This window comes from Mycobacterium paraffinicum (assembly GCF_025822865.1).
GTDB lineage: Bacteria > Actinomycetota > Actinomycetes > Mycobacteriales > Mycobacteriaceae > Mycobacterium > Mycobacterium paraffinicum.
Window position 1 is genome coordinate 1 of the sequence record NZ_JACKUR010000031.1, and the last position, 23,238, is coordinate 23,238.

The 23,238-nt window shown below is 66.8% G+C and carries 25 protein-coding genes, 2 pseudogenes and 1 other annotated feature; of the genes and pseudogenes, 11 read left to right on the forward strand and 16 right to left on the reverse strand.

Annotation, left to right across the window (positions count from 1 at the left end):
- Positions 1 to 31 precede the first annotated feature (31 nt).
- Positions 32 to 1,296 (reverse strand): IS3 family transposase gene (locus H7J89_RS21250; RefSeq protein ID WP_264046360.1). Its coding sequence is split into 2 segments (ribosomal slippage): positions 32 to 990 and positions 990 to 1,296, totalling 1,266 coding nucleotides; the frame shifts between segments, so codons are not numbered across the junction.
- Positions 863 to 994 (reverse strand) — a sequence feature (AL1L pseudoknot). (Overlaps the previous gene by 132 nt.)
- A gap of 179 nt (positions 1,297 to 1,475) precedes the next feature.
- Between H7J89_RS21250 and H7J89_RS21255 the strand changes: the two are divergent.
- From H7J89_RS21255 to H7J89_RS21285, 7 genes and pseudogenes are all read left to right on the forward strand, one after another.
- Positions 1,476 to 1,571, forward strand: a pseudogene (locus H7J89_RS21255) (SRPBCC family protein); the annotation flags it as partial.
- 6 nt (positions 1,572 to 1,577) lie between these two features.
- On the forward strand, positions 1,578 to 2,411 hold the full coding sequence (locus H7J89_RS21260) for an SDR family oxidoreductase (protein ID WP_264046362.1): 834 nt from the start codon (positions 1,578 to 1,580) through the stop codon (positions 2,409 to 2,411).
- A 13-nt stretch (positions 2,412 to 2,424) separates the two neighbouring features.
- The gene (locus tag H7J89_RS21265) at positions 2,425 to 2,844 is read left to right on the forward strand and encodes a lipoprotein LpqH (RefSeq protein WP_264046364.1); all 420 of its coding nucleotides are present in this window, start codon (positions 2,425 to 2,427) and stop codon (positions 2,842 to 2,844) included.
- Between the two features lie 53 nt (positions 2,845 to 2,897).
- Positions 2,898 to 4,229, forward strand: coding sequence for a cytochrome P450 (locus H7J89_RS21270; RefSeq protein ID WP_264046366.1), 1,332 nt, complete (start codon positions 2,898 to 2,900; stop codon positions 4,227 to 4,229).
- A 79-nt stretch (positions 4,230 to 4,308) separates the two neighbouring features.
- Positions 4,309 to 4,752 carry a nuclear transport factor 2 family protein gene (locus H7J89_RS21275; protein WP_264046532.1) on the forward strand — a complete coding sequence of 148 codons (444 nt, stop codon included), beginning with the start codon at positions 4,309 to 4,311 and terminating at the stop codon, positions 4,750 to 4,752.
- 280 nt (positions 4,753 to 5,032) lie between these two features.
- Complete coding sequence (locus H7J89_RS21280) at positions 5,033 to 5,224, forward strand: hypothetical protein (RefSeq protein ID WP_264046368.1); 192 nt, start codon at positions 5,033 to 5,035, stop codon at positions 5,222 to 5,224.
- A 33-nt stretch (positions 5,225 to 5,257) separates the two neighbouring features.
- The gene (locus H7J89_RS21285; RefSeq protein ID WP_264046370.1) at positions 5,258 to 6,247 is read left to right on the forward strand and encodes a DMT family transporter; all 990 of its coding nucleotides are present in this window, start codon (positions 5,258 to 5,260) and stop codon (positions 6,245 to 6,247) included.
- A gap of 548 nt (positions 6,248 to 6,795) precedes the next feature.
- Here H7J89_RS21285 and H7J89_RS21290 read toward each other — a convergent pair.
- The 10 genes and pseudogenes from H7J89_RS21290 to bfr form a co-directional block, all read right to left on the reverse strand.
- The gene (locus H7J89_RS21290; RefSeq protein ID WP_264046372.1) at positions 6,796 to 7,044 is read right to left on the reverse strand and encodes a DUF3761 domain-containing protein; all 249 of its coding nucleotides are present in this window, start codon (positions 7,042 to 7,044) and stop codon (positions 6,796 to 6,798) included.
- A 105-nt stretch (positions 7,045 to 7,149) separates the two neighbouring features.
- Positions 7,150 to 7,584 carry an SRPBCC family protein gene (locus H7J89_RS21295; protein WP_264046374.1) on the reverse strand — a complete coding sequence of 145 codons (435 nt, stop codon included), beginning with the start codon at positions 7,582 to 7,584 and terminating at the stop codon, positions 7,150 to 7,152.
- The gene (locus tag H7J89_RS21300; protein ID WP_264046376.1) at positions 7,584 to 8,417 is read right to left on the reverse strand and encodes a lysophospholipid acyltransferase family protein; all 834 of its coding nucleotides are present in this window, start codon (positions 8,415 to 8,417) and stop codon (positions 7,584 to 7,586) included. The genes H7J89_RS21295 and H7J89_RS21300 overlap by 1 nt, the downstream gene beginning before the upstream one ends.
- A gap of 31 nt (positions 8,418 to 8,448) precedes the next feature.
- A pseudogene (locus H7J89_RS21305) lies at positions 8,449 to 9,554 on the reverse strand (amidohydrolase family protein).
- An 11-nt stretch (positions 9,555 to 9,565) separates the two neighbouring features.
- Positions 9,566 to 10,918: a type I glutamate--ammonia ligase gene (locus tag H7J89_RS21310; protein WP_264046377.1), complete on the reverse strand. Its 1,353-nt coding sequence runs from the start codon at positions 10,916 to 10,918 to the stop codon at positions 9,566 to 9,568.
- 41 nt (positions 10,919 to 10,959) lie between these two features.
- Complete coding sequence (locus H7J89_RS21315) at positions 10,960 to 11,841, reverse strand: TIGR03854 family LLM class F420-dependent oxidoreductase (protein WP_264046379.1); 882 nt, start codon at positions 11,839 to 11,841, stop codon at positions 10,960 to 10,962.
- A gap of 122 nt (positions 11,842 to 11,963) precedes the next feature.
- Positions 11,964 to 12,458 (reverse strand): carboxymuconolactone decarboxylase family protein, encoded by a 495-nt coding sequence (locus H7J89_RS21320; RefSeq protein WP_264046381.1) that lies wholly within the window; start codon positions 12,456 to 12,458, stop codon positions 11,964 to 11,966.
- Positions 12,459 to 12,487: 29 nt separating this feature from the next.
- Complete coding sequence (locus H7J89_RS21325) at positions 12,488 to 14,554, reverse strand: MDR family MFS transporter (RefSeq protein ID WP_264046383.1); 2,067 nt, start codon at positions 14,552 to 14,554, stop codon at positions 12,488 to 12,490.
- A 101-nt stretch (positions 14,555 to 14,655) separates the two neighbouring features.
- Positions 14,656 to 16,188: an adenylate/guanylate cyclase domain-containing protein gene (locus H7J89_RS21330; RefSeq protein WP_264046385.1), complete on the reverse strand. Its 1,533-nt coding sequence runs from the start codon at positions 16,186 to 16,188 to the stop codon at positions 14,656 to 14,658.
- Between the two features lie 137 nt (positions 16,189 to 16,325).
- A complete protein-coding gene (bfr, locus tag H7J89_RS21335) occupies positions 16,326 to 16,805 on the reverse strand; it encodes a bacterioferritin (protein WP_066954691.1) in 480 nt (159 codons plus the stop codon).
- A gap of 355 nt (positions 16,806 to 17,160) precedes the next feature.
- Between bfr and H7J89_RS21340 the strand changes: the two genes are divergently transcribed.
- Positions 17,161 to 17,346: a (2Fe-2S)-binding protein gene (locus H7J89_RS21340; protein WP_066954279.1), complete on the forward strand. Its 186-nt coding sequence runs from the start codon at positions 17,161 to 17,163 to the stop codon at positions 17,344 to 17,346.
- On the opposite strand, the gene H7J89_RS21345 is transcribed toward H7J89_RS21340, so the two are convergent.
- Genes H7J89_RS21345 through H7J89_RS21360 form a run of 4 tightly spaced genes read right to left on the reverse strand, consistent with a single transcriptional unit; the run spans position 17,343 to position 20,230 of the window.
- The gene (locus tag H7J89_RS21345; RefSeq protein ID WP_264046389.1) at positions 17,343 to 18,098 is read right to left on the reverse strand and encodes an enoyl-CoA hydratase/isomerase family protein; all 756 of its coding nucleotides are present in this window, start codon (positions 18,096 to 18,098) and stop codon (positions 17,343 to 17,345) included. The two genes, H7J89_RS21340 and H7J89_RS21345, sit on opposite strands and share 4 nt — an antisense overlap.
- A gap of 18 nt (positions 18,099 to 18,116) precedes the next feature.
- A complete protein-coding gene (locus H7J89_RS21350) occupies positions 18,117 to 18,560 on the reverse strand; it encodes a TIGR03618 family F420-dependent PPOX class oxidoreductase (protein WP_264046390.1) in 444 nt (147 codons plus the stop codon).
- Positions 18,557 to 19,267: an EthD domain-containing protein gene (locus tag H7J89_RS21355; protein WP_264046392.1), complete on the reverse strand. Its 711-nt coding sequence runs from the start codon at positions 19,265 to 19,267 to the stop codon at positions 18,557 to 18,559. The genes H7J89_RS21350 and H7J89_RS21355 overlap by 4 nt, the downstream gene beginning before the upstream one ends.
- Positions 19,268 to 19,294: 27 nt before the next feature.
- Complete coding sequence (locus H7J89_RS21360) at positions 19,295 to 20,230, reverse strand: hydrogen peroxide-inducible genes activator (RefSeq protein ID WP_264046394.1); 936 nt, start codon at positions 20,228 to 20,230, stop codon at positions 19,295 to 19,297.
- Positions 20,231 to 20,334: 104 nt separating this feature from the next.
- Between H7J89_RS21360 and H7J89_RS21365 the strand changes: the two genes are divergently transcribed.
- From H7J89_RS21365 to H7J89_RS21375, 3 genes are read left to right on the forward strand one after another with little or no spacing between them, the layout of a single operon-like run.
- Positions 20,335 to 20,922: a peroxiredoxin gene (locus H7J89_RS21365; protein ID WP_264046396.1), complete on the forward strand. Its 588-nt coding sequence runs from the start codon at positions 20,335 to 20,337 to the stop codon at positions 20,920 to 20,922.
- A 28-nt stretch (positions 20,923 to 20,950) separates the two neighbouring features.
- Positions 20,951 to 21,487, forward strand: coding sequence for an alkyl hydroperoxide reductase (locus H7J89_RS21370; RefSeq protein WP_067211146.1), 537 nt, complete (start codon positions 20,951 to 20,953; stop codon positions 21,485 to 21,487).
- Between the two features lie 4 nt (positions 21,488 to 21,491).
- Positions 21,492 to 22,799 carry an alpha-amylase family protein gene (locus tag H7J89_RS21375; RefSeq protein ID WP_264046401.1) on the forward strand — a complete coding sequence of 436 codons (1,308 nt, stop codon included), beginning with the start codon at positions 21,492 to 21,494 and terminating at the stop codon, positions 22,797 to 22,799.
- On the opposite strand, the gene H7J89_RS21380 is transcribed toward H7J89_RS21375, so the two are convergent.
- On the reverse strand, positions 22,785 to 23,222 hold the full coding sequence (locus H7J89_RS21380) for a DUF1810 domain-containing protein (protein ID WP_264046403.1): 438 nt from the start codon (positions 23,220 to 23,222) through the stop codon (positions 22,785 to 22,787). The two genes, H7J89_RS21375 and H7J89_RS21380, sit on opposite strands and share 15 nt — an antisense overlap.
- Positions 23,223 to 23,238: the final 16 nt, after the last annotated feature.

The window sequence follows — 23,238 nt, forward strand, 5'->3', positions numbered from 1 at the left end:
TGAATCGCCCTGGTTCAGCCGGAGGCTCGGGTTATTGGATTCCGACCAGGGGTTGGTCGCTCCTTGGTGCATCGTAGAACGTGGCTTCGAACTCGGTAGGTGGAACGTCGCCGAGATAGCTGTGCAGGCGGGTGGTGTTGTGCCAGTACACCCAGCTCAGGGTGGCCAGCTCGACGTCTTCGACGGTCTTCCAGGGTCCGGCGCGTGCCGGTCCGTAGATCAGCTCGGCCTTGTAGTAGCCATTGACCGTCTCGGCCAGCGCGTTATCAAAACTGTCGCCGATGGTGCCGATCGAGGGCGCCGCACCGATTTCAGCCAGCCGCTCGCCGTAGCGGATGGAAGTGAACTGCGATCCGGCATCGGAGTGACATGTCAAGCCCGGCAACGTGTTTCCTCGTGACCATCGAGCCATCTCCAGCGCGTCGAGGACCATAGTGGTGCGCATGTGGGAGGCCACCCGCCACCCGACGATCATCCGGGAGTACGCATCGACGATGAAGCAGACATACGCCACCCCGGCCCAGGTCGGCACGAACGTCAGATCCGTGACCCATAAGTGGTTAGGTGCGGTGGCGGTGAACTTGCGATTGACCAGATCCGGGTGACGCGGCGCGGCCGGGTCAGCTTTGGTGGTGCGGACCTGTTTGCCGCGCCGTACGCCGTGGATCCCGGCGGCGCGCATCAGCCGGGCCACCTGGTCGCGGCCGACGTCATGGCCGGCCCGCCGTGCTGTCTTCCACAGCTTGCGGGCACCGTAGACGCTGTAGTTGTCCTCCCAGAGCTGGCGCAGTGCTGGGCCCAGCGTGGCGTCACGGCAGGCCCTCGTTGACGGAGCCCGGATCTTGGTGTCGTAGTAGGTACTCGGGGCCACCGACACCCCCGCGGTGCGCAGGACGGTGCAGATGGGCTCGACCCCGAATTCGTCGCGGTGGGTGTCGATGAAGTCGACTATTTCTTGTGTTGGCGGTCGAGCTCCGCCCCGAAGAAACTCGCCGCTCGTTTCAGAATTTCATTGGCGCGCTTAAGTTCTCGTATTTCCTGCTCGAGTTCTTTGACCTTCTTGGACTCCGCAGTCGTGACGCCGGGCTCATACCCGTCATCGATGTCGGCCTGGCGCACCCAGGAGCGCACTGACTCCAGCCCATAGCCGAGCTGGCGGGCTACCCGCGACACCGTGCCCTGATCGGTGCCCAGCTCGGCGCGCAGCGCCCGCACCATCCGCACCGCGGCGGCCTTCTCCTCCGGGCTATAACGACGGGCGGTTGGCTTGTTTCCCGATGACGATTCCGTGGACATCCCTGCATCCTCGTTTCCAAGGTCAGGAGTCTCCGGGATTTCCAGGGCGATTCANCGGCGGCCTTCTCCTCCGGGCTATAACGACGGGCGGTTGGCTTGTTTCCCGATGACGATTCCGTGGACATCCCTGCATCCTCGTTTCCAAGGTCAGGAGTCTCCGGGATTTCCAGGGCGATTCATACTGGCTGCTCGGGGGTTTCTTGCGTAAACGACGCAACGTGCGCGACATGACCAAAACCCTGAACCGCATCAAAGATGTGGTCGAGGCCGGCTGACGCGCCGTGAAATCGATCTTCATCACCGGCGCGGGCAGCGGCATGGGCCGGGAGGGGGCAAAGCTGTTCCACGCCAAGGGGTGGCGGGTCGGCGCCGTGGACCGCAACGGCGACGGCTTGGCGACGCTGCAGGAAGAACTCGGCGGGGACCGGTTGTGGACCCGCCAAGTCGATGTGACGGACAAGGCGGCCCTCGAGGGCGCCCTCGCCGACTTTTGCGCCGGCAACAGTGACGGCGGGCTCGACATGATGTGGAACAACGCCGGCATCGGCGAAAGCGGATGGTTCGAGGACGTGCCCTACGAGGCCGCCATGCGCGTCGTCGACATCAACTACAAAGCGGTGCTGAGCGGCGCCTACGCGTCGTTGCCGTATCTGAAGAAAACGCCTGGCAGCCTGATGTTTTCGACGTCGTCGTCGTCGGGCACCTACGGCATGCCGCGGCTCGCCGTCTATTCGTCGACCAAGCACGCCGTCAAAGGCTTGACCGAGGCGCTCAGCGTCGAATGGCACCGGCACGGGGTCCGCGTCGCCGACGTGCTGCCCGGCCTGATCGACACGGCCATCCTGACCACGACGACGAATCACTCCAACGACGGCGGCGCGCCGAGGACAGCCGACGAGCTGCGGGCCACCGCGCCCAAGAAGGGGTTGTTCCGCCTGATGCCGGCGAGCAGTGTGGCGGAAGCCGCGTGGCAGGCTTACCACAACCCGAAGCGGTTGCATTGGTACGTGCCGAAGAGCATTCGCTTGATCGACTTCTTCAAGGGCCTGAGTCCGGAACTCGTGCGACGCAGCATCGTCAAATCCCTACCCGCGCTGATGCCGAAGCGGCAGTGAAGGAGGTGGACCGGTGCGAAACCGGTTGATCGCGGTGGTTTTCGTGTTGATCGCCGGTGTCGGCGTCGCGGGGTGCGGGCAGGCCCAGACCACGCCCCGCAAAGCGGCCCGCCTCACCATCGACGGCGCCACTCACACCACCCGCCCTCCGGCGTGCAGCCAAAACCAGCAGTACCGGACCATCGACATCAAGGACCGCGACGGCGGCGTCGAGGCCGTGGTGCTGACCAGTGGCTACCGGGTGATGCCCCAGTGGGTGAAGATTCGCAACGTCGACGGATTCACCGGCAGCTTCTGGGAAGGCGGCGTGCGCGACGCGCGTGCCGACGTCACCAACGACGCCTACACGATCACCGGCAGCGCCTATGGCATCAACAGCAGCAACCCCGACAAAGTGGTGACGACGGAGTTCAAGATCATCGCCGAGTGCTGACGCTGTCCGGAGTCCGGGCCTAGGCTCGGTGACATCGATCGATGGAGGGGCCGGTGAAGGAGCGATTGCACTGGTTGGCGATGCACGGGTTCATCCGGGGCGTCGCGACGCTCGGGGTCCGGCGCGGTGACCTGCACGCCAGGCTGATCGCCGACCCCGGGGTGGCCGCCGATCCGGTGCCGTTCTACGACGAACTTCGGGCCGCGGGGCCGCTGCTCAAGGGTCGCGTCAGCTATCTGACGGCCGACCACGCGCTCGCGCACGAGCTGCTGCGCTCCGACGACTTCCGCGTGCTGGTGTTCGGGGCGAATCTGCCCGGGCCGCTGCGCTGGCTGGAGCGCCGCAGCCGCGACGATCTGCTGCATCCGCTTCGCGCTCCGTCACTGCTCGCCGTCGAGCCGCCAGACCACACCCGCTACCGCAAGACGGTGTCCGCGGTCTTCACTCCCCGCGCGGTCGCCGCGCTGCGCGCTCGCGTCGAGCGGACCGCCGCTGACCTATTGGATCAGCTGGCCGCCGAGTCCGGCGCCTCGCAGGTCGTCGACATCGTGGGCCGGTATTGCTCGCAGCTGCCGGTCGCGATCATCAGCGACATCCTCGGCGTGCCAGAGCGTGACCGGCCGCGCGTCCTGGAGTTCGGTGAGCTCGCCGCGCCGAGCCTGGACATCGGATTGACCTGGCGGCAATATCGCAGCGTGCAACGAGGGCTCGCCGGCTTCAGCTCCTGGCTGGGCGAGCATCTCAGCCAGTTGCGGCGCACCCCGAGCGACAACCTGATGAGCCAGCTGATCCAAATAGCCGAAAGCGGCTCCGCCGAAACATATCTGGACGAGAACGAACTGCAAGCGATCGCCGGGCTGGTATTGGCGGCGGGGTTCGAGACGACGGTCAACCTGCTGGGCAACGGGATCCGTCTGCTCCTGGACGCTCCCGACCGCCTGGCCACCCTGCGCGAACGACCGGAGCTGTGGCCCAACACCGTTGAGGAGATACTGCGGCTGGAGTCGCCGGTGCAGCTGACCGCGCGGATGGCGCAAGGCGACGTTGAGCTGGCGGGCAAACAGCTCCAGCGTGGCGACTTGGTGCTCGTCTATCTGGCCGCCGCCAACCGCGACCCGTCCGTCTTCGACGATCCGCACCGCTTCGACATCGAACGGCCCAACGCGGGAAGGCATCTCGCGTTCTCCGGGGGCCGGCACTTCTGCCTGGGCGCGGCGCTGGCGCGTGCCGAGGGCGAAGTCGGGCTGCGGACGTTCTTCGACCGCTTCCCCGAGGTGCGCGCGGCGGGCGTGGGAAGCAGGCGCGACACGCGGGTGCTGCGGGGCTGGTCGTCGCTGCCGGTCGCGCTGGGGCCGGCACGGGCGATGGCCCGCGTCGACGGCTAGCGCGGCGTGCCGGGAGGACCCCCGCGCTGTTGACACCCGCTCGGCGACCGAGTTTATTTGCGCTATGACAGACGTTTCTATGATCTCGGTCGAGGATGTCGTCCTCGGGCTATGGCAGGCGCTCTCGCGGCGGGACTGGGAGGCGGTCAAGACGTTTTTGTCCGATGACTGCCTCTACGTCGACATGCCGGTTCCGGCGCTGTCGGCGCGCGGACCCGAAGACATCGTCAAGCGGCTGAAGATGGGTCTCGAGCCGCTGGCGGGCTACGAGAACCACGACGGCGTGCTGCTGTCCAACGGCGCCGACGTGATGTACGAGCACTCCGAGACATGGACGTTCACCACGGGTGAGCGAGGCGTGCTGAGATTCGTGACCGTCCACAAGGTCGAGGGCGGCAAGGTCACCGTCTGGAAAGACTATTGGGACATGAACAGCCTCGTTGCCTTCGCTCCCCCGAATCACTTCGAGAACCTCGCAAATGCCGATACTAGCTGGGTCTTCGACGCGACAAGCTTGGTCTAGCAGACTCGTCCTCGCCCCGGATTTAGACGCGTAATCGTTGCCCACAGCGGGTGCAGTCGTCTGGCGACTTCAGGCTGCGCCTCAACGGGACGCTGGTTGCACTCGATCACGCGATGCTTGCCAAATGGATAGGAAACTCTATCCCTAGAGGCAGCCCAATCTGGCTTCCCGGTCATTCCGGAAGCAGTGCTCTGTCTATCAAAATTTCCTTCATGAATTCGTCATGAATTTGGCAGCGACAATGCACATGACCCGAAACGAAGTCAACGAGGAGAATGCCATGACCGCCCGTAACATCCACCAGTCGACCGCCGTCGACCAGCAGAACCCTCTCCGGTCGGCGCTCTCCACGAGCTTCCGCGTGGCCTTCATCGTGACCGTGACTCTGGGCACCTTGGCTGGGACCGGGCTGGTCCTGTCGCTGTTGAAAGCGCTCGCGACGAGCAGGTACGGCGTCTACTTCGGGGTCTAGCCCGAAGTGAGCTCGGCATCTTGAGGAGGTCCCATGCTGAAGTCGGATATCGCGGTTGCGCTCGCCCTGTGCGCCGCGCTGGCATCCGCGATCGGCGCAGTGAGCCGTCAACAGTCCGCGCATGAAGTCACCGACGAACCGGTCGGCCACTGGGAGTTGTTCCGCATGTCGTTGCACGACGCCCGGTGGTGGCTCGGCGGCGGGGGAGCCGTTGCCAACTACAGCCTGCAAGCCGCCGCGCTGGCGGCCGGGTCGGTGATGTTGGTGACGGCGTTGCAGGTGACGGCGCTGCTATTCGCCCTGCCGGTCCATGCGCGGCTGACCCATCAGCGGGTGACCCGCCGGCAGTGGATGTGGGCGACGGTGCTCGCCGTCGCTTTGGCGGTCGTCGTCACGGTCGGCGACCCGAAGGCCGGCCAGTCGCAGGGGTCGCTGACAACCTGGACCGTGGTGGCCCTGGTGTTGGGTCCGCTACTGGTGTTCTGTGTCCTGGGTGCGCGCATTTGGCCCGGTCCGCGTGCGGCTGTACTGCTGGCGCTGGTGGCCGGTTCGTCGCTGGCCCTGTTCGCGGTGCTAACCAAAGCCGTCGTCGCGGCGGCCGGACATGGTTTCGGGGCGCTGCTGTGCGCGCCGGAGTTCTACGTCTGGATACTGGCGGCGTTGGCAGGGATGATTTTTCAGCAGTCATCGTTCCGCGCTGGTGCGCTGACCGCCTCAATGCCGTCGGTGACCGTGGCCAAACCGGCGGTGGCATCGGTTCTGGGCATCGTGGTGCTCGGCGAGACCCTCAACGCCGATGGCGTGGGCATGATCGTCCTGGCGTCGGCGGCGATCGTGGTGATTGTCGCGATAGTGGCGCTGGCCCGCGGCGAGGCCCATACGGCGGCGCTCACTAGCGAGCAAAACGCGGAAACCTCTGATCAGGCTACGGTGCCCGAGACACTAACCCGGCCGCGCGCAACGTTTGGGTCCGCGGTGCCATCGACACCTATTCTTGGTGTGCGCAGCTGTCGTGCCGCATGAGCGTTCCTACGCGCTCACGGTTCGGGAACAAGTCTGCTGCCCGAACCACATTGGGCGACAACTAGGTTGAGCCGATCACCGGGCGGACTAAAACTGCTGTCGACGGACTGCGGACGGACGGGCCTGTCCAGGGGCGTCGCGCAGGCCAGGGCATTCGCCGGCCTACGCGTCGAAGCACGGACCGAATCGCATGCTGGGTGTTTGAACCGCTGAACGGTAACGGTTGTGCCGGGAAAGTCGCCTAGGTCTTCCTCGGTAGCAATGCCTGCTTCGAATCGCTCGTAGAGCGGCGGAATCTCATCCGCCACAACGGCGGCGACAACTGCCACGTCGATCGCCTCCTGGAGCCAAGATCGCCACATGCCGGTGCGTAGCGAGAGGGTCACCTTGGTCTTCGACGCGACAACCTTGGTCCGAGCACTGTGTCAGGCGTCGGAAACATTCTGGACTGCAATGGATTCGGCGACATCGGCGCTTACGTCGCTTGGATGGTCACCCCTCGTATTCGACCATCACACCGCCTTGCGCAGCGCCGACGTCGCCAACCGCTATAAGTACTGTTGGACGCCGCCGTGACCGTGGCAGGTGCCGCCGGCGTGCGGGTGTTCGCTGAAAGACCAGCTTCCATCGGCACATTGCGCGGTGGCGCCCTGCGGCTGCGAGCCGCCCTGCTGCGGATACGGAACGCAGTCACCGGAACTGGCTGTGTAACACCCGGGCGACGAGTAGGCCGGTGCGGCGAAACCACCGGCGGCGGCCGCGATGACCGCGGCAACGAGAGCTGCTCGGAGCAACATGCTCCCAAACCCCTTCCCTCTTCGAAATTTGGTGACGTTGCCCGATTCGTCGATCGGAGCGTAAGCCGCGCGGCGGTTGATCACACCGGAAATTGGAAAAATCGGCTACGACTCGGCCAGCGTCCTGAGGCGCTTCAGGGTCCCGGCGAGCGTGCGTCCCACCTGGCGGACGGCGATCCGGTCCGCGACGTACCCGAGCAGCCCGCCGGGTGCCTGATACGACAGGCGGAACGTCACCTTCGTACGGCCGTCGCGCGCGTCGCGCAGCCGGATCCGCCCGCGCAGGGTGATCCCGGTGAGACCCACGAAGGCCAGGTCGCGGTCGTCGTCGAACTCGACCACTTCGATGAGGCCCCCGACGGGGACGGAGCCGATCTTCCAGTGGACGGTGTAGCGCGCACCGACCCCGGCCGGTTTGTCGTTCGAGGATTCCCAGCGCTCCAGGTTCGTCATGAACGACGGGTAGCAATCCGGGTCGCTGACGATCTTCCAGACCGCGGAACGGTCGGCGTTGATGACGCAACGGCGTTCGACGCGCATCAGCCGATCACCGGGAATCGCCGCTCGCCGGCCAGCCGGTCGACGCCGCCCTGCAGGCTGGCCATCACCTTGTCGTGCACCGCCTGGTCGTCGCCATCGACCTCGATCGGGTGTTGGACCTCGATCACGATCTTGGTGGGCAACGGGATATGGCCCGCCAGGTCGCTGACGTTGAGACCCCAGGGCAGCGCCAGCGATATCGGGATGCTCTTGAGCCGGAGCAACTTGTCGGCCATCAGCAGCTTGGCCAACCACTGCCCGCGGTTGAGGAACAACGCGCTTTCCTGCCCGCCGACGCTGGCGACGGGCACGATCGGCACTCCGGCCTCGCGAGCGAGCTTGACGTAGCCCATGCGCCCGCCGAAGTCGACCTTGTGGCGTTCCCACGAGGGCCGGAACACCTCGTAGTCGCCGCCGGGATAGACCAGCAGCGCGGCGCCGGAATCCAGTGCGAGACGGGCATTTTCGGGGTTGGCGGCAACCGTGCCGAATTTGCGCAGCCAGCCCAGCGGCGGAGCGGACACCACGAGGTTGTGGGCCAACTGGTAGAAGGGCCGCTCGACGCCGAAGTAGGAGCAGAAGGCCAGCGTGAAGACGAAGGTGTCGGGCGGCACGTTGCCGCCGCTGTGATTGCCGACCAGCAACACCGGCCCCTCGGCCGGAATGCGATCCAGGCCCCGTACGTCCGCCCGGAAGTAGAACGACGCGAGCAGCCAGGTGCCCGGGAGCTGGTCGCGGATGTAGTCCGGGTCGCGCTGGTCGAGGTCGGCCTTGGGCACCCACGACACGACCTTGTCGCGGGCCCACCCCAGGACGCCCTTCGCGGTCGCCATAACCGGCCGTATACCCCGGCTTCACCGGGGGTCAAACGCGGTAGAGACCTGCGGCGTTGTCGTGAGCGATCAGGTCGACCACCCGGATGGCGTCGCTCTCGCTCCAGTCGTCGTTGGCCACGAAGTCCCGCAGTACGCGATGAATGCCGGTGCGCCACAGGGCCGCGCCGAGGAAGTGCAGTTCCGCGGGGCCGAACCCGTCCGAGGAGTAGAGGATCTTGCGGAAGGGGGCCAGCTCCAGCAGCCGGGCGATGAAGGCCACCGACCGCGCGCCCAGCTGGTTCACACTCAGCCCACCGTCGAGGTAGACGTTGTTTTGAAGGCCTGCGCCAGATATCCCGCCTCGCGCTCGTAGGGGTAGCAGTGCAGCAGGACGATCGGGGTGTCCCCGGACTGGCGCAGGAAGTCGAGCAACAGCAGTGGGTTGGTCTTGTGCAGATCGCAGTCGCGGTCGCCGAGGCCGACGTGGAATTGCAGGGGTTTGCCCAGCCGCAGGGCCTGATGCAACCCGAAACGCAGCAGCACCCGATCCTGTAACCGGGTGCCGCCGCGGTCGCGCCACCGGGCGGCCGCCTCGGCGACCTGCGACGGCGACGGCTCGCTCAGGTCGCCGTCGAACCCGCCCCGGTAGGCCAGGATCGACTTGGTGCCGACCGCCGTCGCCGCGCGCCGCCGCAGGATGTCCTCGAAGGCCGTCACGTAGTCGCCTAGCGACTGCGCGGCCTGTTCGGCGACCTGCTCGAGGCGAATCACCTCGTAAGCGCGGCCGCCGGAGAGTTCGGTCATGCCGGCCGGGCCGGCGGTGCCGGCGTCGATCCCGGTGTCCACCAGCCAGTCGCTCACTCCCGCGGCCGGCAGGAACATGCGGGCCAGCTCGGCCTCGCTGAACTGGCCGCGGCGCTCCCAATATGATTGTGGGTCAACGTGTTTGGCCAGACCGAGGATGGGACCGCAGTGCGCACGCACGGCGAAGCCCAGTTGTGAGTCGAACCCCGGCCCCACGATGGGTTCGGTGTTGGCCTCGTTGAGCGCGTTCTCGAACCGTTGCCGATCCCCCGCCGTCAACCAGCAGCCGTGGACGTGTTGATCGATCAGCCTCACTTCACCGATGTGCAGCGCCAGGGCGTCGGACGTCATCGCGTGCCCCGTCACAGGCTCCAGGCCATCCGGAATTTGTCCGCCAGCTGCTCGGTGTCGAGGTCGCCGTACCGCTCGTGTTCCAGGCGGCGTACGGCGACCACCATCTCGACCGCCGGATCGCCGAGAATGCCCCGCAGCAGCAATGAATTATCCAGTGCCGCAATCACTTCGGCCTGGCCCCTGGCTAGGCCGACGACATCGTCGCGCTCGCGGTCGGAATCGGACAGGGTCGCCGGGTCGATCGTGATCTCCGGTGGCAACGCCGCCTGGCGCTTGATTCCATCGAGCGCCAGCCCCAGGATCGCCGCCGACGCCAGGTACGGGTTGGCGGAGGGGTCGACGATCTTGACTTCGACGTTCCCGCCGCGCGGATTGCCGGGCCCGCCCGTGATGAACCGCACCGCCGCCTCGCGGTTCTCGGTCCCCCAGCACGCGTACGCGCCGGCCCAGTTGCCGGGGTGCATCCGCAAACCGGACACGATCGACCCGCACAACACGCCTTGCGCCGCCGGCAGTCCGCCGATTAGCCCCGCCACCGCGCTCTCCCCCGCCGCCGTCATGCCGTGGGCGCCGGCGCCGTCGGAAAACAGCGGGCCATCCGGCGATGTCAGCGAGAAATGTTGGTGGGCACCGGATCCCACGCCGTCCGCGAAGGGCTTGGGTGACAGGCTGATGCGAACCCCGTGGCGGCGGGCTGCCCGCCCGATGACGAGCCGCAACAGCACCAGCTGGTCGGCGGCGGCCACCGGGGATTGTGGCGCGAGGGACAGTTCGAACTGGTTGGCGCCGTACTCGGGGTGAAACTGCTCGATCGCGATGCCCGCCGCCCCCGCCGACCGGGTGACGTCCCGGACGAACGCTTCATGCTCGAGGATGCCGGCGAGGCCGTACTGCGCCCACAGCGTCGACGGGAGGCGGCCGCCGTCGGGAGCGACCAAGAGGAATTCCACTTCGTGCCCGACCACCGCCTCGATCCCGGCTTCGGTGAGCGCGGCTTCGACCCGGCCCAGCGTGCCGCGGGCGCAGGCGGGAACGGGCGTGCCGTCTTGCTCGAAAAACGCGGCGGGCGCCCACGCCAGCCCGTCGCCGACGATGCGCAGGGCCGACACGTCGATACGTAGGCGCTGGTCCCCGACGACGCCGACATCGGGCGTGAAGGCGATGCCGCTCTGGTCGACCGCGAAGGCGTGCCACGAGGGGCTGGCGCCGAGACCGGGATCCGCGAACGCGTTGGTCCGCCGGATCGGGACCGTCTTGGCCAGGGTGAGCCCGGCGGGATTCACGACGGTGCCGATGACGGTGTCGACGCCCTCGGCCTCCAGCTGGGCGATCCCCGCGGCCGCAAGCGGTGTGCCGGTCATGGCAGTCATTGTGCAGCCTCGAGCCGCCCCGGCTGACGAATTCAGTTCTGGCGGGCGATCAACTCGGTGACGAACCGATCGAGGAACCCGTCGATGGGAGCAAGGCCCGCCGGCCGGATGACGAATTTCGTCAAGCCCGCGTCGATGTAGGCGTCGAGTTGGCGGTGCAGGCGATCCCATCCGGCGGCGATCAGCTCGGCGGGGTCAACGTCGGGACGACGCTTCCGGGCCGCCGCGGCCAGCTCCGGGGGCAGATCGCCTTCTGCGACGGCCAATGAGATGCCGAAATGGTCGGGGTCTATCTGCCGGCCCGCTTGCGCCGCGGCGCGTTCGATCGCCGCACGGCCGGCCCGCGCCTCTTCGGGGGTCAGGAAACTGCCCAGCCAGCCGTCGCCGAGCGCGCCGATCCGCCGAAAGGCCCCCGGCGCCGAACCCGCCAACCAGATATCCAGCGGCGGGTTCGGCCTCGGCAGGACGGAAGCCTCGTTGACCGTGAAATATCGGCCGGTGAAGCTGGCCGAATCCTCGACCAAAGCGGCGCGCAGCACCCGTAGCGACTCGTCGAAGACGGCGGCCCGCTCGCCGTCGGGAACCACGAACACCTCGCGTTCGGCCGGGATCGCCGACCGCAGGCCGAAGACGGGAAGCACCCGCTTCGGCGCAACGGCCGCCAACGAGGCCAATTGTTTGGCGACCAATACCGGGTGCCGGCCGGGCAGCACGGCCACCGAGGTGCCGACCTTCAACCGGGTCGTCCGGGCCAACGCGTAGGCCATGCCGACCACCGGATCGACCGCCGGGGAGTAGACCAGCTCCGAGAACCACAGCGAATCCACCCCGCTGGATTCCAGCCGATCCACGATGGGAGCCAACCGATCCGGGGCGGTGTCCGCACCGAGTCCGACGCCGAAGCGAATCTTCACAGCTAGCGCAACGCGGTGGTGCGGCCATTTGTGCCCGCGAAACATAAACCGCTGAGACGTTTTCCGGCGTGTCGTCGCAGACGTTTATGTGTCGCGGGCCCGATCGGCCGGGGCGTGGGAGCTTATGCCCGGCTGGGAATCGTCAGTTTGCAGGCTTGGCCGATGTCGAGGGTCCGCAAGACGCGACCCATGCCGATCCACAGCGCGCACGACAGGGCCAAGTCGGCCAGCAGCTCGTCGGAGAAGTGCTCGGAGCAACGGCTCCAGAAGTCCTCGTCGTCGCGCAGGGCGGTGTGATCGCTGGCGAAACGGTCCGCGAACTCGGCGGCCAGCCGCTCCTGCTCGCTATAGCCGGGCCAGGTGCGCCACTCCTGGGCGTGGTCGTACAACTCTTCGTCGACTCCGGCGGCGGGCCCGTCCTCGTCGCGGGTGTTGACACAGACGACGCATTCGTTGCGGTGGGCGATCACCGCGCGGGCCAGTTCCCGGGTGCGCAGCGGCAGCCGGTTCTTGGTGTAGACCGCGTTGCTGAAACCGCCGAGCGCGCCACCGATGTCCGGGGATTTAACAAACCAGCCGGCCAGGTCGTCGTCGGCAAATGTTCCGATTCGGCTCATGGCGTGATGGTACGCCCGGAGCGCCCGGTTCAGGGCGCGGGCACCGGGATCTTCGTGGTGGGACGGTCGTCGTTCCAGTCCCGTTGCGCGAGAACGCGGCCCGCGACTCGATTCAGCGCCGCTTCGACCACCCGACGATCCGGTCGTCCGTCGAATCCCGGTGACCGGGCGAGCTTGTCGACCAGCCAGCCCACCAGCAGCGATTGCACGTAGTCCACCTGCTGGGCCCCCGCGGGTGTCAGCCACATCTGGTCGCCGTCACCCCGCGCGTATCCGGTCGCGATCAGCCGCGAGAAGGTGGGCTCCAAAACCTCGAACGGAATCCGTAGGTAGTCGGCGATGTCGGTCAGCCGGGCCGTGCCATACATCTGCCCGTAGCGGTTGATGCGCAGGACGCCCCACAATCCGGCCACGTCGAGTCGGCAGTCGGGTCGCATCGCGATGCTGCGCAAGCGCATGCCGGGCACACCGCGCAGCATGCGTTCGACCGCGCCCTCCAGCATCTGATCCGGTGTCTCGGTGTTCGGCATGCCGAACGCGTCGCCGAGATCGATTGTGCTGTCGTGCATTTCCCGCAGCGGGACCTCACGCAAGAACAACGCCAGGACGAACCCGACCAGCGCGACCGGAACCGCCCAGAAGAAGACGTGGGTGAGCGACTCGGAGTACGCGGCGACGATCGGCGCGGCCGCCTGGCGGGGCAACCGATGCAACGCCTCCGGCGACGCGGCGGCCGCGGCCGGCGCGCGGCTGGCCACCATCGCCGGGCCGATCCGGCTGTGCAGGAAGTTCGTGAACAGCGAACCGAAGATGGCGGCGCCGAACGAGCTGCCGATCGTGCGGAAGAAGGTGACGCCGGAGGTCGCGACGCCGAGGTCGTCGAAGCCCACGGTGTTCTGCACGATCAGGACAAGGGTCTGCATGCACATGCCGATGCCGGCGCCGAGGATGACAAGGAACAGCGACTGCACCAACACCGATGTCGACGGGTCCATCCGCGACATCAGAAAGAACGCCACCGCCATCACGGCGGTGCCGGCGACGGGAAAAACCTTGTACCGGCCCGTGCGGCCGACGATGACACCACTGCCCATCGAGGTGGTCAGCATCCCGATCACCATCGGTAGTGTGCGCAGGCCCGATGTGGTGGCCGAGACGCCGTCGACGAACTGCATGTAGGTCGGCAGGAACGTCAGGGCGCCCAGCATCGCGAAACCGACCACGAAGGACAGCACGCAGCACACCGTGAACACCGGACTGCCGAACAGCCGGGTCGGCAGGATCGGCGCGGCGGCACGGGTTTCCACCCAGGCGAAGACGCACAACGAGATCACCGAGCCGACGAACAGGCCGATGATCATGGGCGATCCCCACGGGTAGGTGGTCCCACCCCAGCTGGTGGCCAGTGTCAGCCCCGATGCGCCCAGGCCGACGAGCAGGATGCCGAAGTAGTCGATGACCGGTTTGGTGCGGTCGGACAGCGCCGGGATGGCGGCAGCCGCCACGAAGAAGACCACGACCGAGATCGGCACGTTGATCCAGAACGCCCAGCGCCAGGTGAAGTGGTCGGTGAAGTAGCCGCCGAGCAAGGGACCGATCACGGTGGTGACGCCGAATACCGCGCCCATCGCGCCCTGGTAGCGGCCGCGGTCCCGCAGCGGGATCACCTCGCCGATCAGCGCCATGGCGGTCACCATGAGCCCGCCGCCGCCGATGCCCTGCAAAGCGCGGGACGCGACCAGCATGCCCATCGAGCTCGAGAGCCCGCACAGCACGGACCCGGCGACGAAGAACACGACGGCCGCCTGGAACACCCGCTTGCGGCCGAAGAGGTCACCGAACTTGCCGACGAGGGCGGTGATGATGGTCGAGGCGAGCAGGTAGCTGGTGACCACCCACGATTGATGGCCTGCGCCACCAAGATTGGCGACGATGGTTGGCAACGCGGTCGCGACGATCGTCTGGTCCAGCGCGGCCATCAACATGCCGAGCAGGATCGCCACGAAGATGAAATTGCGTCGCTGCGGATCGACCAGCGCGCCGCTGGGCGCGGCGTCCGTCGATGAACCGCCGCGAATTGCTGTCGGGCTCGTCATGCCTGCCTTCCGTCGGCAACCGTTGCTCAGGGATGCCCGCGGTTAACCAAAGGCAATCTAACCGCTGCAGCGAAGTGGTCCCGGGGCTTGATCCATCTCACTCAGCCGATCGAATCAACCCGCACGCCGGCCTCTTGCTCGAGGGCGAAGACCTGCACCGCGGCTGACTTCCCTTTTAGGGCGTGCGATCCGCGATCGATTAGGGCGGGTGGTCGAGAATTCAAGGCGTCGACGGACTGCTGGGTGAGCAGGATCGCGTCGCCGGTGGTCTTGGTGAGCTGCTCCACGCGGGCGGCGACGTTGACGGTGTCACCGATCAGGGTGAACTCGAGCTTGCCTCCGCCGCCGATGGTGCCGGCGATCACCACGCCGGTATTGATGCCGATGCCGATGCGAAGCTCCCCGGCGAATCGCTCGGCGACGCGGCGTTGGATCAACAGCGCGGCGGTGAGCGCGGCGTCGGCGTGATCCGCGAGGTTGTTCGGGACGCCGAAGACCGCCAGCGCCCCGTCGCCGAGGAACTTGTTGACGTGGCCGCCGGCGTCGACGACCGCAGGCACGACGATCTCGAACAGCGCGTTGAGGCGGGCGACGGTGTCTTCGGCGGTATTCGCCTCGGCGAACGGCGTGAAGTCGCGGATGTCGACGAACATGACGGTCACCTGGCGCCGTTCTCCGGTGAACACATCGTCGCCCTGTTCCAGCAGGCGCGCCGCCAGGGCTGGGTCGACATAAGTGCCGAAGGCCGCGTGGAGTCGTTGGCGCTCAGCCAAACCGGCCTGCATCCGGTTGAACGACGCCGACAGTGCGCCAAGATCGTCGTCTTGGACCACCGGCAGGCGTTGGCTGTAGTCCCCCGCCGCAACACGTTCGGTTCCTTCGGCAAGATCGCGAAGGGGTTGGAGCGACGGTGAGAACGAGGCGCCGACAGTGATCGGCACCGCGAAAGAAAGCACTAACCCACAGGCGATTACGACCACCAGCACGGGGACCTCCCGAACTCGGTCGATCGCGACCGCAAACATCGCGCCCGCGACAGCGAAGATGAACGCGGCCGCGAGCACCGTCAGGTTCGACCACGCGGCGAAAGTCGGGCGAGAGCGGGGCAGGAGCTCACCCATTCCCGTCTCACCGGCGAGGGCGACCCGGGCGGGCCGCAGCGCCCCTTCCGGGTAGCTGTGCACGGCGATCAGCACCACCGAAATTCCTGTGGCGGAGCCCAGGATCCCGTATTGGACCAGTCGTGACCCGGTTCCCCCGGCGATCGCGCCCACCAGCAGGAACAGCATGGCGATGAAAGCAGCGTTGGCCGCCACCGCTCGCGGCCCGGCCGTCCGGCTCCAGGCGTAGGTGGCCTCCAGCGCCCTGGCCCGATCGACCTCACGCCCGGCTGCCCATCGCTCCACCAGACGGGTCGCGCCCAGTCCGGGAAGATTGGTCACGTACACCATCACCAGCACGATGCCGCCGGTCAGTGCGGCCGCCTCGAAGTAGCGATCGGATTTTTCGAAGGCGACGATGAGAAGCGCAAAGAAGAGGTAGATGGACAGCAACTCGGCGACGCTGACCGCATAGATCGCCCACGAGTACCGCGTCCGGCATCGATCCCACGCCCACTGCCAGATTCGATCCATGCCGGGAGACTAATCCGCTGGCCACCTTGCCATCCGGGTTTGAACGCGCAGCCATCTCGCGCCCCGTCGTCTCGGGTAGCCGCGCGGCAATCTCGTCCTAGCGGGATCGGGCGTCCGGCGACCGGGCCTGAGCGGTGTTAGCTCGGCGGCCTCGAGACGCACTGCGCCGAGTAGAGCTCCACGCCGAGCTTGTCCATCAGCTCGAGTTGCGTCTCGAGGTAGTCGATGTGCTTTTCCTCGTCGGCCACGATCTCTTCCAGCAGATTGGCGCTGGTGCTGTCCTGCTTCTCGCGGCACATGATGATGCCGGGCTTGAGCCGGTCCATCACCTCGTACTCGATGGCCAGGTCGGCCTCGAACTGCTCGCGCAGCGTCTGGCCGATGCGCAGCGAGAACAGGCGCTGGTAGTTGGGCAGCCCGTCGAGCAGCAGGATGCGATCGGTGATCGCCTCGGCGTGCCGCATCTCGTCGAAGGACTCGGCCCGGGTGTGCTCGGCGAGCTCGGTGAATCCCCAGTTGTCCTGCATCTTGGAGTGCAGGAAGTATTGGTTGATCGCGGTGAGCTCGCCGGTCAACTGCTCGTTGAGCAGGCGCAAAACATCCGGATCCCCTTGCATGATCACTCCCCTACGGTGACGTGAAACGGTGGTCATTTCGTGGCTCCGGGGCGGGTGCGCGGGCTGACCGCACCGTGCCGGGCCGTACCCGCACTTTGCCACGACGGGTGGCAATCTTCCAGCAAGGTATGGCTGTGCTCAGTGTGTGTTGCTTGCGGCCCGGGTGGGGCACGTTGCTAGCGACTAAGGTTAGACTGGGCTAACGAACTTAGGTTAGACTCAACTAATAACGTCTCGGTTCGGTACTACTTCTTCAAATCCCGGTGACACGGGACGCCGAGAGGGAGGACGAAGTGCGCTCGCTTGGTCACGCCGTCGACGAAGGGAATGTCGCCAGCATGCAGGGGATGCGCTGATGTACGTGTGCCTGTGTGTCGGCGTCACCAACCACACGGTGTCCGAAGTGGTCGCGCGCGGCGCCTCCACCTCCAAAGAGGTCGCGGCAGCGTGCGGGGCCGGTGGCGACTGCGGGCGCTGCAAGAGGACCCTGCGGGCGATCATCGCCGCGTCGGCAAATCTCGAGACCGCTCCGTCGCTTTAGCCCCGGGCTTTGTTGAAGTCCGCCAAAGCCGCCGCGTTGGCCTGTGCGCCCATCAGTTCGGCGAAGTGAGCGTTTTCTCGCGCGGTGGCCGCCGCGATCTCCGGACGCACCGGCTCCATCATCGTGTGCTTGACCGCCACTAAGCTCGAAATGGGCCGACTGGCAAGGACTTCCGCATGCCGGCGGGCTTCGGGCAATAGCTCCTCGGGATCGCAGACCCGCCAGACCAGGCCCATACGCAGCGCCTCGTCCGCGTCGACCCACTCCGAGGACATCAACAGCCAGGCGGCGTTCTGCCGGCCCACCAGCTGTGGCAGCAGATACGACGAGGCCGCTTCCGGCGCCACCCCCAGGCTGGTGAACGGACACTTGAGGCGGGCCGTCGACGACATGAAGGCCAGATCGGCGTAGCCCAAGATGGTGGCGCCGATGCCCACGCCCACGCCGTTGACCGCGCAGATGAGCGGCTTGGGGAACGTGCTGAGGGCGTCGATCAGTCCGACGAAACCGTGCTTGCCCGGGGTGAATTCCGGATCGGTGATGCGGGCCTGCATCTCGGCGAGGTCGGTGCCGGCGCTGAAGCCGCGGCCCGCGCCGGTCAGCAGCACCACGGCGACCTCGGGGTCGCCGGCGGCGGCCAATAGCGCTTCGGCGGTCGCGTCGTACAGGGCTTCGTTGAATGCGTTCAGCGCCTCGGGCCGGTTCAGCGTGAGGGTGCGCACCCGCTTTTCGTCATTGATCTGCAGCGTCACGGCTGCAGCCTAACGACGTCAGCCGTTGCTGTAGACGCGGGTGGGCGCGATCAGCACGACGGCGCGGCGCTCCCGTGCCATGACGCGGTCGTATTCGTCCCAGTCGTCGTGGGTGCCGCCCGCGGCGGTGAAAACCTCGCGCAGCAACAGCCGCAGCTGGTCGTCCGTGGTCAGCCAGGCACGCGTGTCGTCGGGGCCGACGAGCTCGGCGCGGCCCTCGACGGTCGCCCACTGCCATCCCTTGCGGAAGGTGACCGCCAGCTGCGGTCGAGCCCGGAGGTTGGCCAGTTTGACCTTGCCGTAGGTGGTGAAGCCCAGCACCTGCTCGCCGCTTTCCGGGTGCGGCAACAGTCCGACGTTGACCAGCGAAGCCTGCACCGTTCCGTCGGCCCGAACGGTGGACACCACCGCCAGGCCATTTTCCGCGGCGGCCAACGCCACGGCGTCGCGCAGAGTTGTCATAAGGGTTCCTCGATGAACGGTGTCTTGAACACGTAGCGGCTGGTGGGGACGGTGTCGATGTTGTCGTTGGCGCCGAACGCCGTGGTGCTGGTGACCATTCGGCCCAGTCGGTCCTGCAGGTCTTTGTCGTCGGCGGCACCGAAGAAAGCCTTGAGATCGGTGATCGCCTCCTGCGGGAACAACTCTTCGACGATGCCCGCGATTCCCGGTGCGTCCGGGGTGAGGGTGCGCACCACCCAGTTCTGGGTGTAGCCGAAGGTCGCCTGCGTCTCGATGGCCACCGAGGTGTGGTTGCGCTGCCACCGGGTCAGCCAGCTCTCCTGGTCCAGGCCGGCGGGCCGGCGCAGCAACGCGATGTTGGCTAATCCCGCTGTGCGAGTACCAGATTCGGTTACCGGTGCTTCGAGCGGAACCGACTCGGTCACCAGATAGGCGGCGAGTTGTTCGCATTCGGCCTCGAGCAGGGCCAGCGCTGCGGACATCTGCTCGCCGTAGCACTGCTGGGTCCACATGCTCACCACCGCCGCGACCGGCGGATCCAGCGTCGTAAGCGTCATCAGCGAATGGCGGACTGCATCGTCGCGGACGTTGACCGACAACCCCGGCAGACCCAAATCCAACAGGGCGCCGGCGACCGGGCCCCGCTGGCGGGCGCACCACTCCTCGCCCGAATCGGCACGCATCAGGACGGCGATGACCTTTTCCATAGGCAGAACCTACCTGTGCCGGCCGCGCTATTTGACCAGCCGGACGGGGTGTTCGTCGCTGATCAATCTGCCGATCATGTCCGCCAATTGCCGGTAGGACTCGTCACGGCCGCTCGACGAGCGGTACACCAACCCGATGCGCCGTCCGGGGCGGGGCGTGGCGAACTGCGCCAGGCCCAGGCGGGTTCTCGTCGCCTCGACCGGCACCGCACTCTGCGGGATCAGCGTCACCCCCAGGCCGCCGGTCACGCACTGCACCGCGGTGGCCAGCGACGCCGCCCGGGTGTTGGCCAGTTCCGCCCGCACGCCCGCCTTGTGGCAAACGTCCAGCGCCTGATCGCGCAGGCAGTGCCCCTCATCCAGCAGCAGCAGGGGCAGGTCGGCCAGTGCCGTCGCCGGAACCCGCCGCCTACCCGACAGCGGATGTCCGGGCGGTAGCGCGAGGACGAAATCCTCGTCGTAGATCGGGATCGCGGTGACGCCGCCGGCGTCGGCGGGCAGGGCGATGAGCGCCGCATCGAGCGCACCCTCGCGCAATACCGTCATCAGCCGTTCGGTCTGGTCTTCGGTCACCCGCAACGTCATTCCGGGGAACTGCTCGGCCAGACCGGCCAGCACGGTCGGCAAGACGTAGGGCGCGACCGTCGGGATCAGTCCCAGCCGCATCCCGCCCCGCAGCGGATCGGATGACCCCGCGGCGGCGGCGGTGAACGCGTCCACCGCCTCGATGACGGTCTGGGCGCGCGGCAGCAGCGCCGTGCCCTCCGTCGTCAACAGGACACGCCGCGTGGAGCGCTCGATGAGCTGGGTGCCGAGCCCGGTCTCCAGCGCGGCAAGCGCCTGCGACAACGTGGACTGGCTGACCCCGAGAGTGGTTGCGGCGCTGCTAAATTGACGCTTTTCGGCGATCGCGGCGAACGCACGGAGACCGGCGATCGTCGGCTGATAAATCTTATCGGGCATACCGATAAGTGTAGTGGGAAATATCACCTTTACTTCAGGTCGGGTGAACGGGCAGCATGGGCAATGAAATTACTAATCTTGAGTGAATCCAAATTAGGAGAGCCATGCCTTTGCTGACCATCGGCGACCAGTTTCCCGCCTACGAGCTCACCGCGCTGATCGCGGGCGATCTGTCCAAGGTTGACGCCAAGCAGCCCGAGGACTATTTCACCACTGTCACCAACGAGGACCACGAAGGCAAGTGGCGCGTTGTGTTCTTCTGGCCCAAGGACTTCACCTTCGTATGCCCGACCGAGATCGCCGCGTTCGGAAAGCTCAACGACGAGTTCTCCGACCGCGACGCGCAGGTCCTGGGTGTGTCGATCGACAGCGAGTTCGTGCACTTCAACTGGCGCGCGCAGCACGAAGACCTGAAGAAGCTCCTCTTCCCCATGCTCTCGGACATCAAGCGTGAGCTGAGCCTGGCCACCGGCGTTCTCAACGCCGACGGCGTTGCCGACCGGGCGACCTTCCTGGTGGACCCCAACAACGAGATCCAATTCGTTTCGGTCACCGCCGGATCCGTGGGACGCAACGTCGAGGAAGTGCTGCGGGTCCTGGACGCCCTGCAGTCCGACGAGCTGTGCGCCTGCAACTGGCGCAAGGGTGACCCGACGCTGAATGCCGCCGAGCTGCTCAAGGCATCGGCTTAGTCGCGTAGGGTCTGAACAGGGAGGCGAGATGAGCGTAGAAAACCTCAAGGAAGCGCTGCCCGAGTACGCCAAGGACCTCAAGCTCAACCTCGGCTCGATCACGCGCACGACCGAGCTCAACGAGGAGCAGCTGTGGGGTACCCTGCTGGCGAGCGCCGCGGCGACGCGAAACACTCAGGTAATCACCGAGATCGGTGCCGAGGCGGCCGACATCCTGTCCGCCGAGGCGTACAACGCGGCGCTGGGAGCCGCATCGATCATGGGCATGAACAACGTGTTCTACCGTGGCCGGGGCTTCCTCGACGGCAAGTACGACGACCTGCGTGCGGGATTGCGGATGAACATCATCGCCAATCCCGGTGTGGAGAAGGCGAACTTCGAGCTGTGGTCCTTCGCGGTGTCATCGATCAACGGATGCCCGGACTGCGTGGCCTCCCACGAACACACGCTGCGCGAGGCGGGCGTCACCCGGGAGACCATCCAGGAGGCGCTGAAGGCCGCGGCCATCATTTCCGGCGTGGCACAAGCGATTGTCGCCTCCCAGACGCTGGCCACCGTCGGCTGACGCAGTGACGGCACCAGCCTGGGTAGCACACGCGATCTGGTGGCAGGTCTATCCGCTGGGGTTCGTCGGCGCCTTTCCTTCGTCGGAGCCGCCGCAGCCGGAAGAACACCGGCTGCGGCGGCTCGTCGACTGGTTCGACCACGCCATCGCACTGGGCGCGTCCGGCGTTGCGCTGGGCCCGATCTTCGCCTCGCGCACCCATGGTTACGACACCACCGACCACTACCGCATCGACCCCCGGCTCGGTGACGACGCCGATTTCGACTACCTCGTCGCCGAGGCCCGTCGCCGTGGCCTGCGTATCCTGCTCGACGGCGTGTTCAATCACGTCGGCGTGGATTTCCCCCGTCACCGGGAGGCGCCGAACGACGAGGCCGCAGCGCGCTGGTTTCGCGGGCGCCAGGGGCGCTTTCACACGTTCGAGGGTCACTCGGAGCTGATCACGCTCAACCACGACAACCCCGAGGTGGTCGATTACACCGCGGACGTGATGGCGCACTGGCTGGAACGCGGCGCCGACGGCTGGCGACTCGACGCGGCTTACACGGTGCCGGAACGGTTTTGGGCCGCAACACTCCCGCGGGTGCGTGAGCGCTTCCCCGAGGCGTGGTTCGTCGGCGAGCTCATCCACGGCGACTACGCCGCCGTCGTGCAGGCCGCGACGTTCGACTCGGCCACCCAGTACGAGTTGTGGAAGGCGATCTGGAGCAGCCTCAACGACGGCAACTTCTTCGAGCTGGACTGGGCGCTGCAGCGGCACGACGAGTTCCTGGCCGGCTTCGCTCCGCTCACTTTCATCGGCAACCACGACGTCACCCGCATCGCCAGCCGGCTCGACCGCCCCGAGCACGTGGCGCACGCGCTGGTGATCCTGTTGACCGTCGGCGGCGTGCCCAGCGTGTACGCGGGCGACGAACTGGGATTCCGCGGCGTCAAGGAGGAGCGCTACGGCGGCGACGACGCGGTGCGCCCCGAGTTCGACTCTCCCCCACTGAAATTGGATGCGTTCGGCGCCCAGATGTGGGCGCTGCACCAGTTCCTGGTCGGGCTGCGCCGTCGTCACCCGTGGCTGCACCGGGCCTCGACCACCGCGCTGCGGCTGGAAAACCGGCACTACCTCTACGAGACCCGCAGCGGCGACGACGCGCTGCTGGTCGCGCTCAACATCGACGACGAGCCGATGCGCGTGGCGCTGCCGGAACTGGGCACGCGGCACCGGCGGGTCATCGGCGGTTCGTCGGCCCCGCCGCAAGAGGTGGTCGACGCGCTGGTCGTGGAACCGCACGGGTGGCGGATCTTAAGCCCGGCCTAGGCGTTCCAGAGTCAGCCGGTCCTGCCGGCCGTCGTAGTACTTGTCGAGGACCGCGAGGAATTCCCCGTTGTCGTCCGTGGCGCGGGCGAACAGCGTCATCGACGAGCGCAGCTTGAGGTCGTCGGGCGAGCCGAAGATGTCAGCGACCGATCGGCCCTGCACCGCGTCGACCAGCCGGGCGCACTCCCGCAACCGCGGGCCGAGCAGCTCATGGCGCAGGTAGGCACGCGCCTCCTCGAGCGAGGAGATGCCGTAATGCACCGCGGTCGGGCTGCCACCCAGGCCGCGCAACTGCGGGAAGACAAACCACATCCAGTGACTGCGTTTACGTCCGGAGCGCAGCTCGTCGACCACGTTTCGGTACACCGGGGCCTGCGCTTCGACGAAGCGCTGGAGGTCGAACGGGTCGCTCGCCGATTCCATGTGACTACGGTTGCAC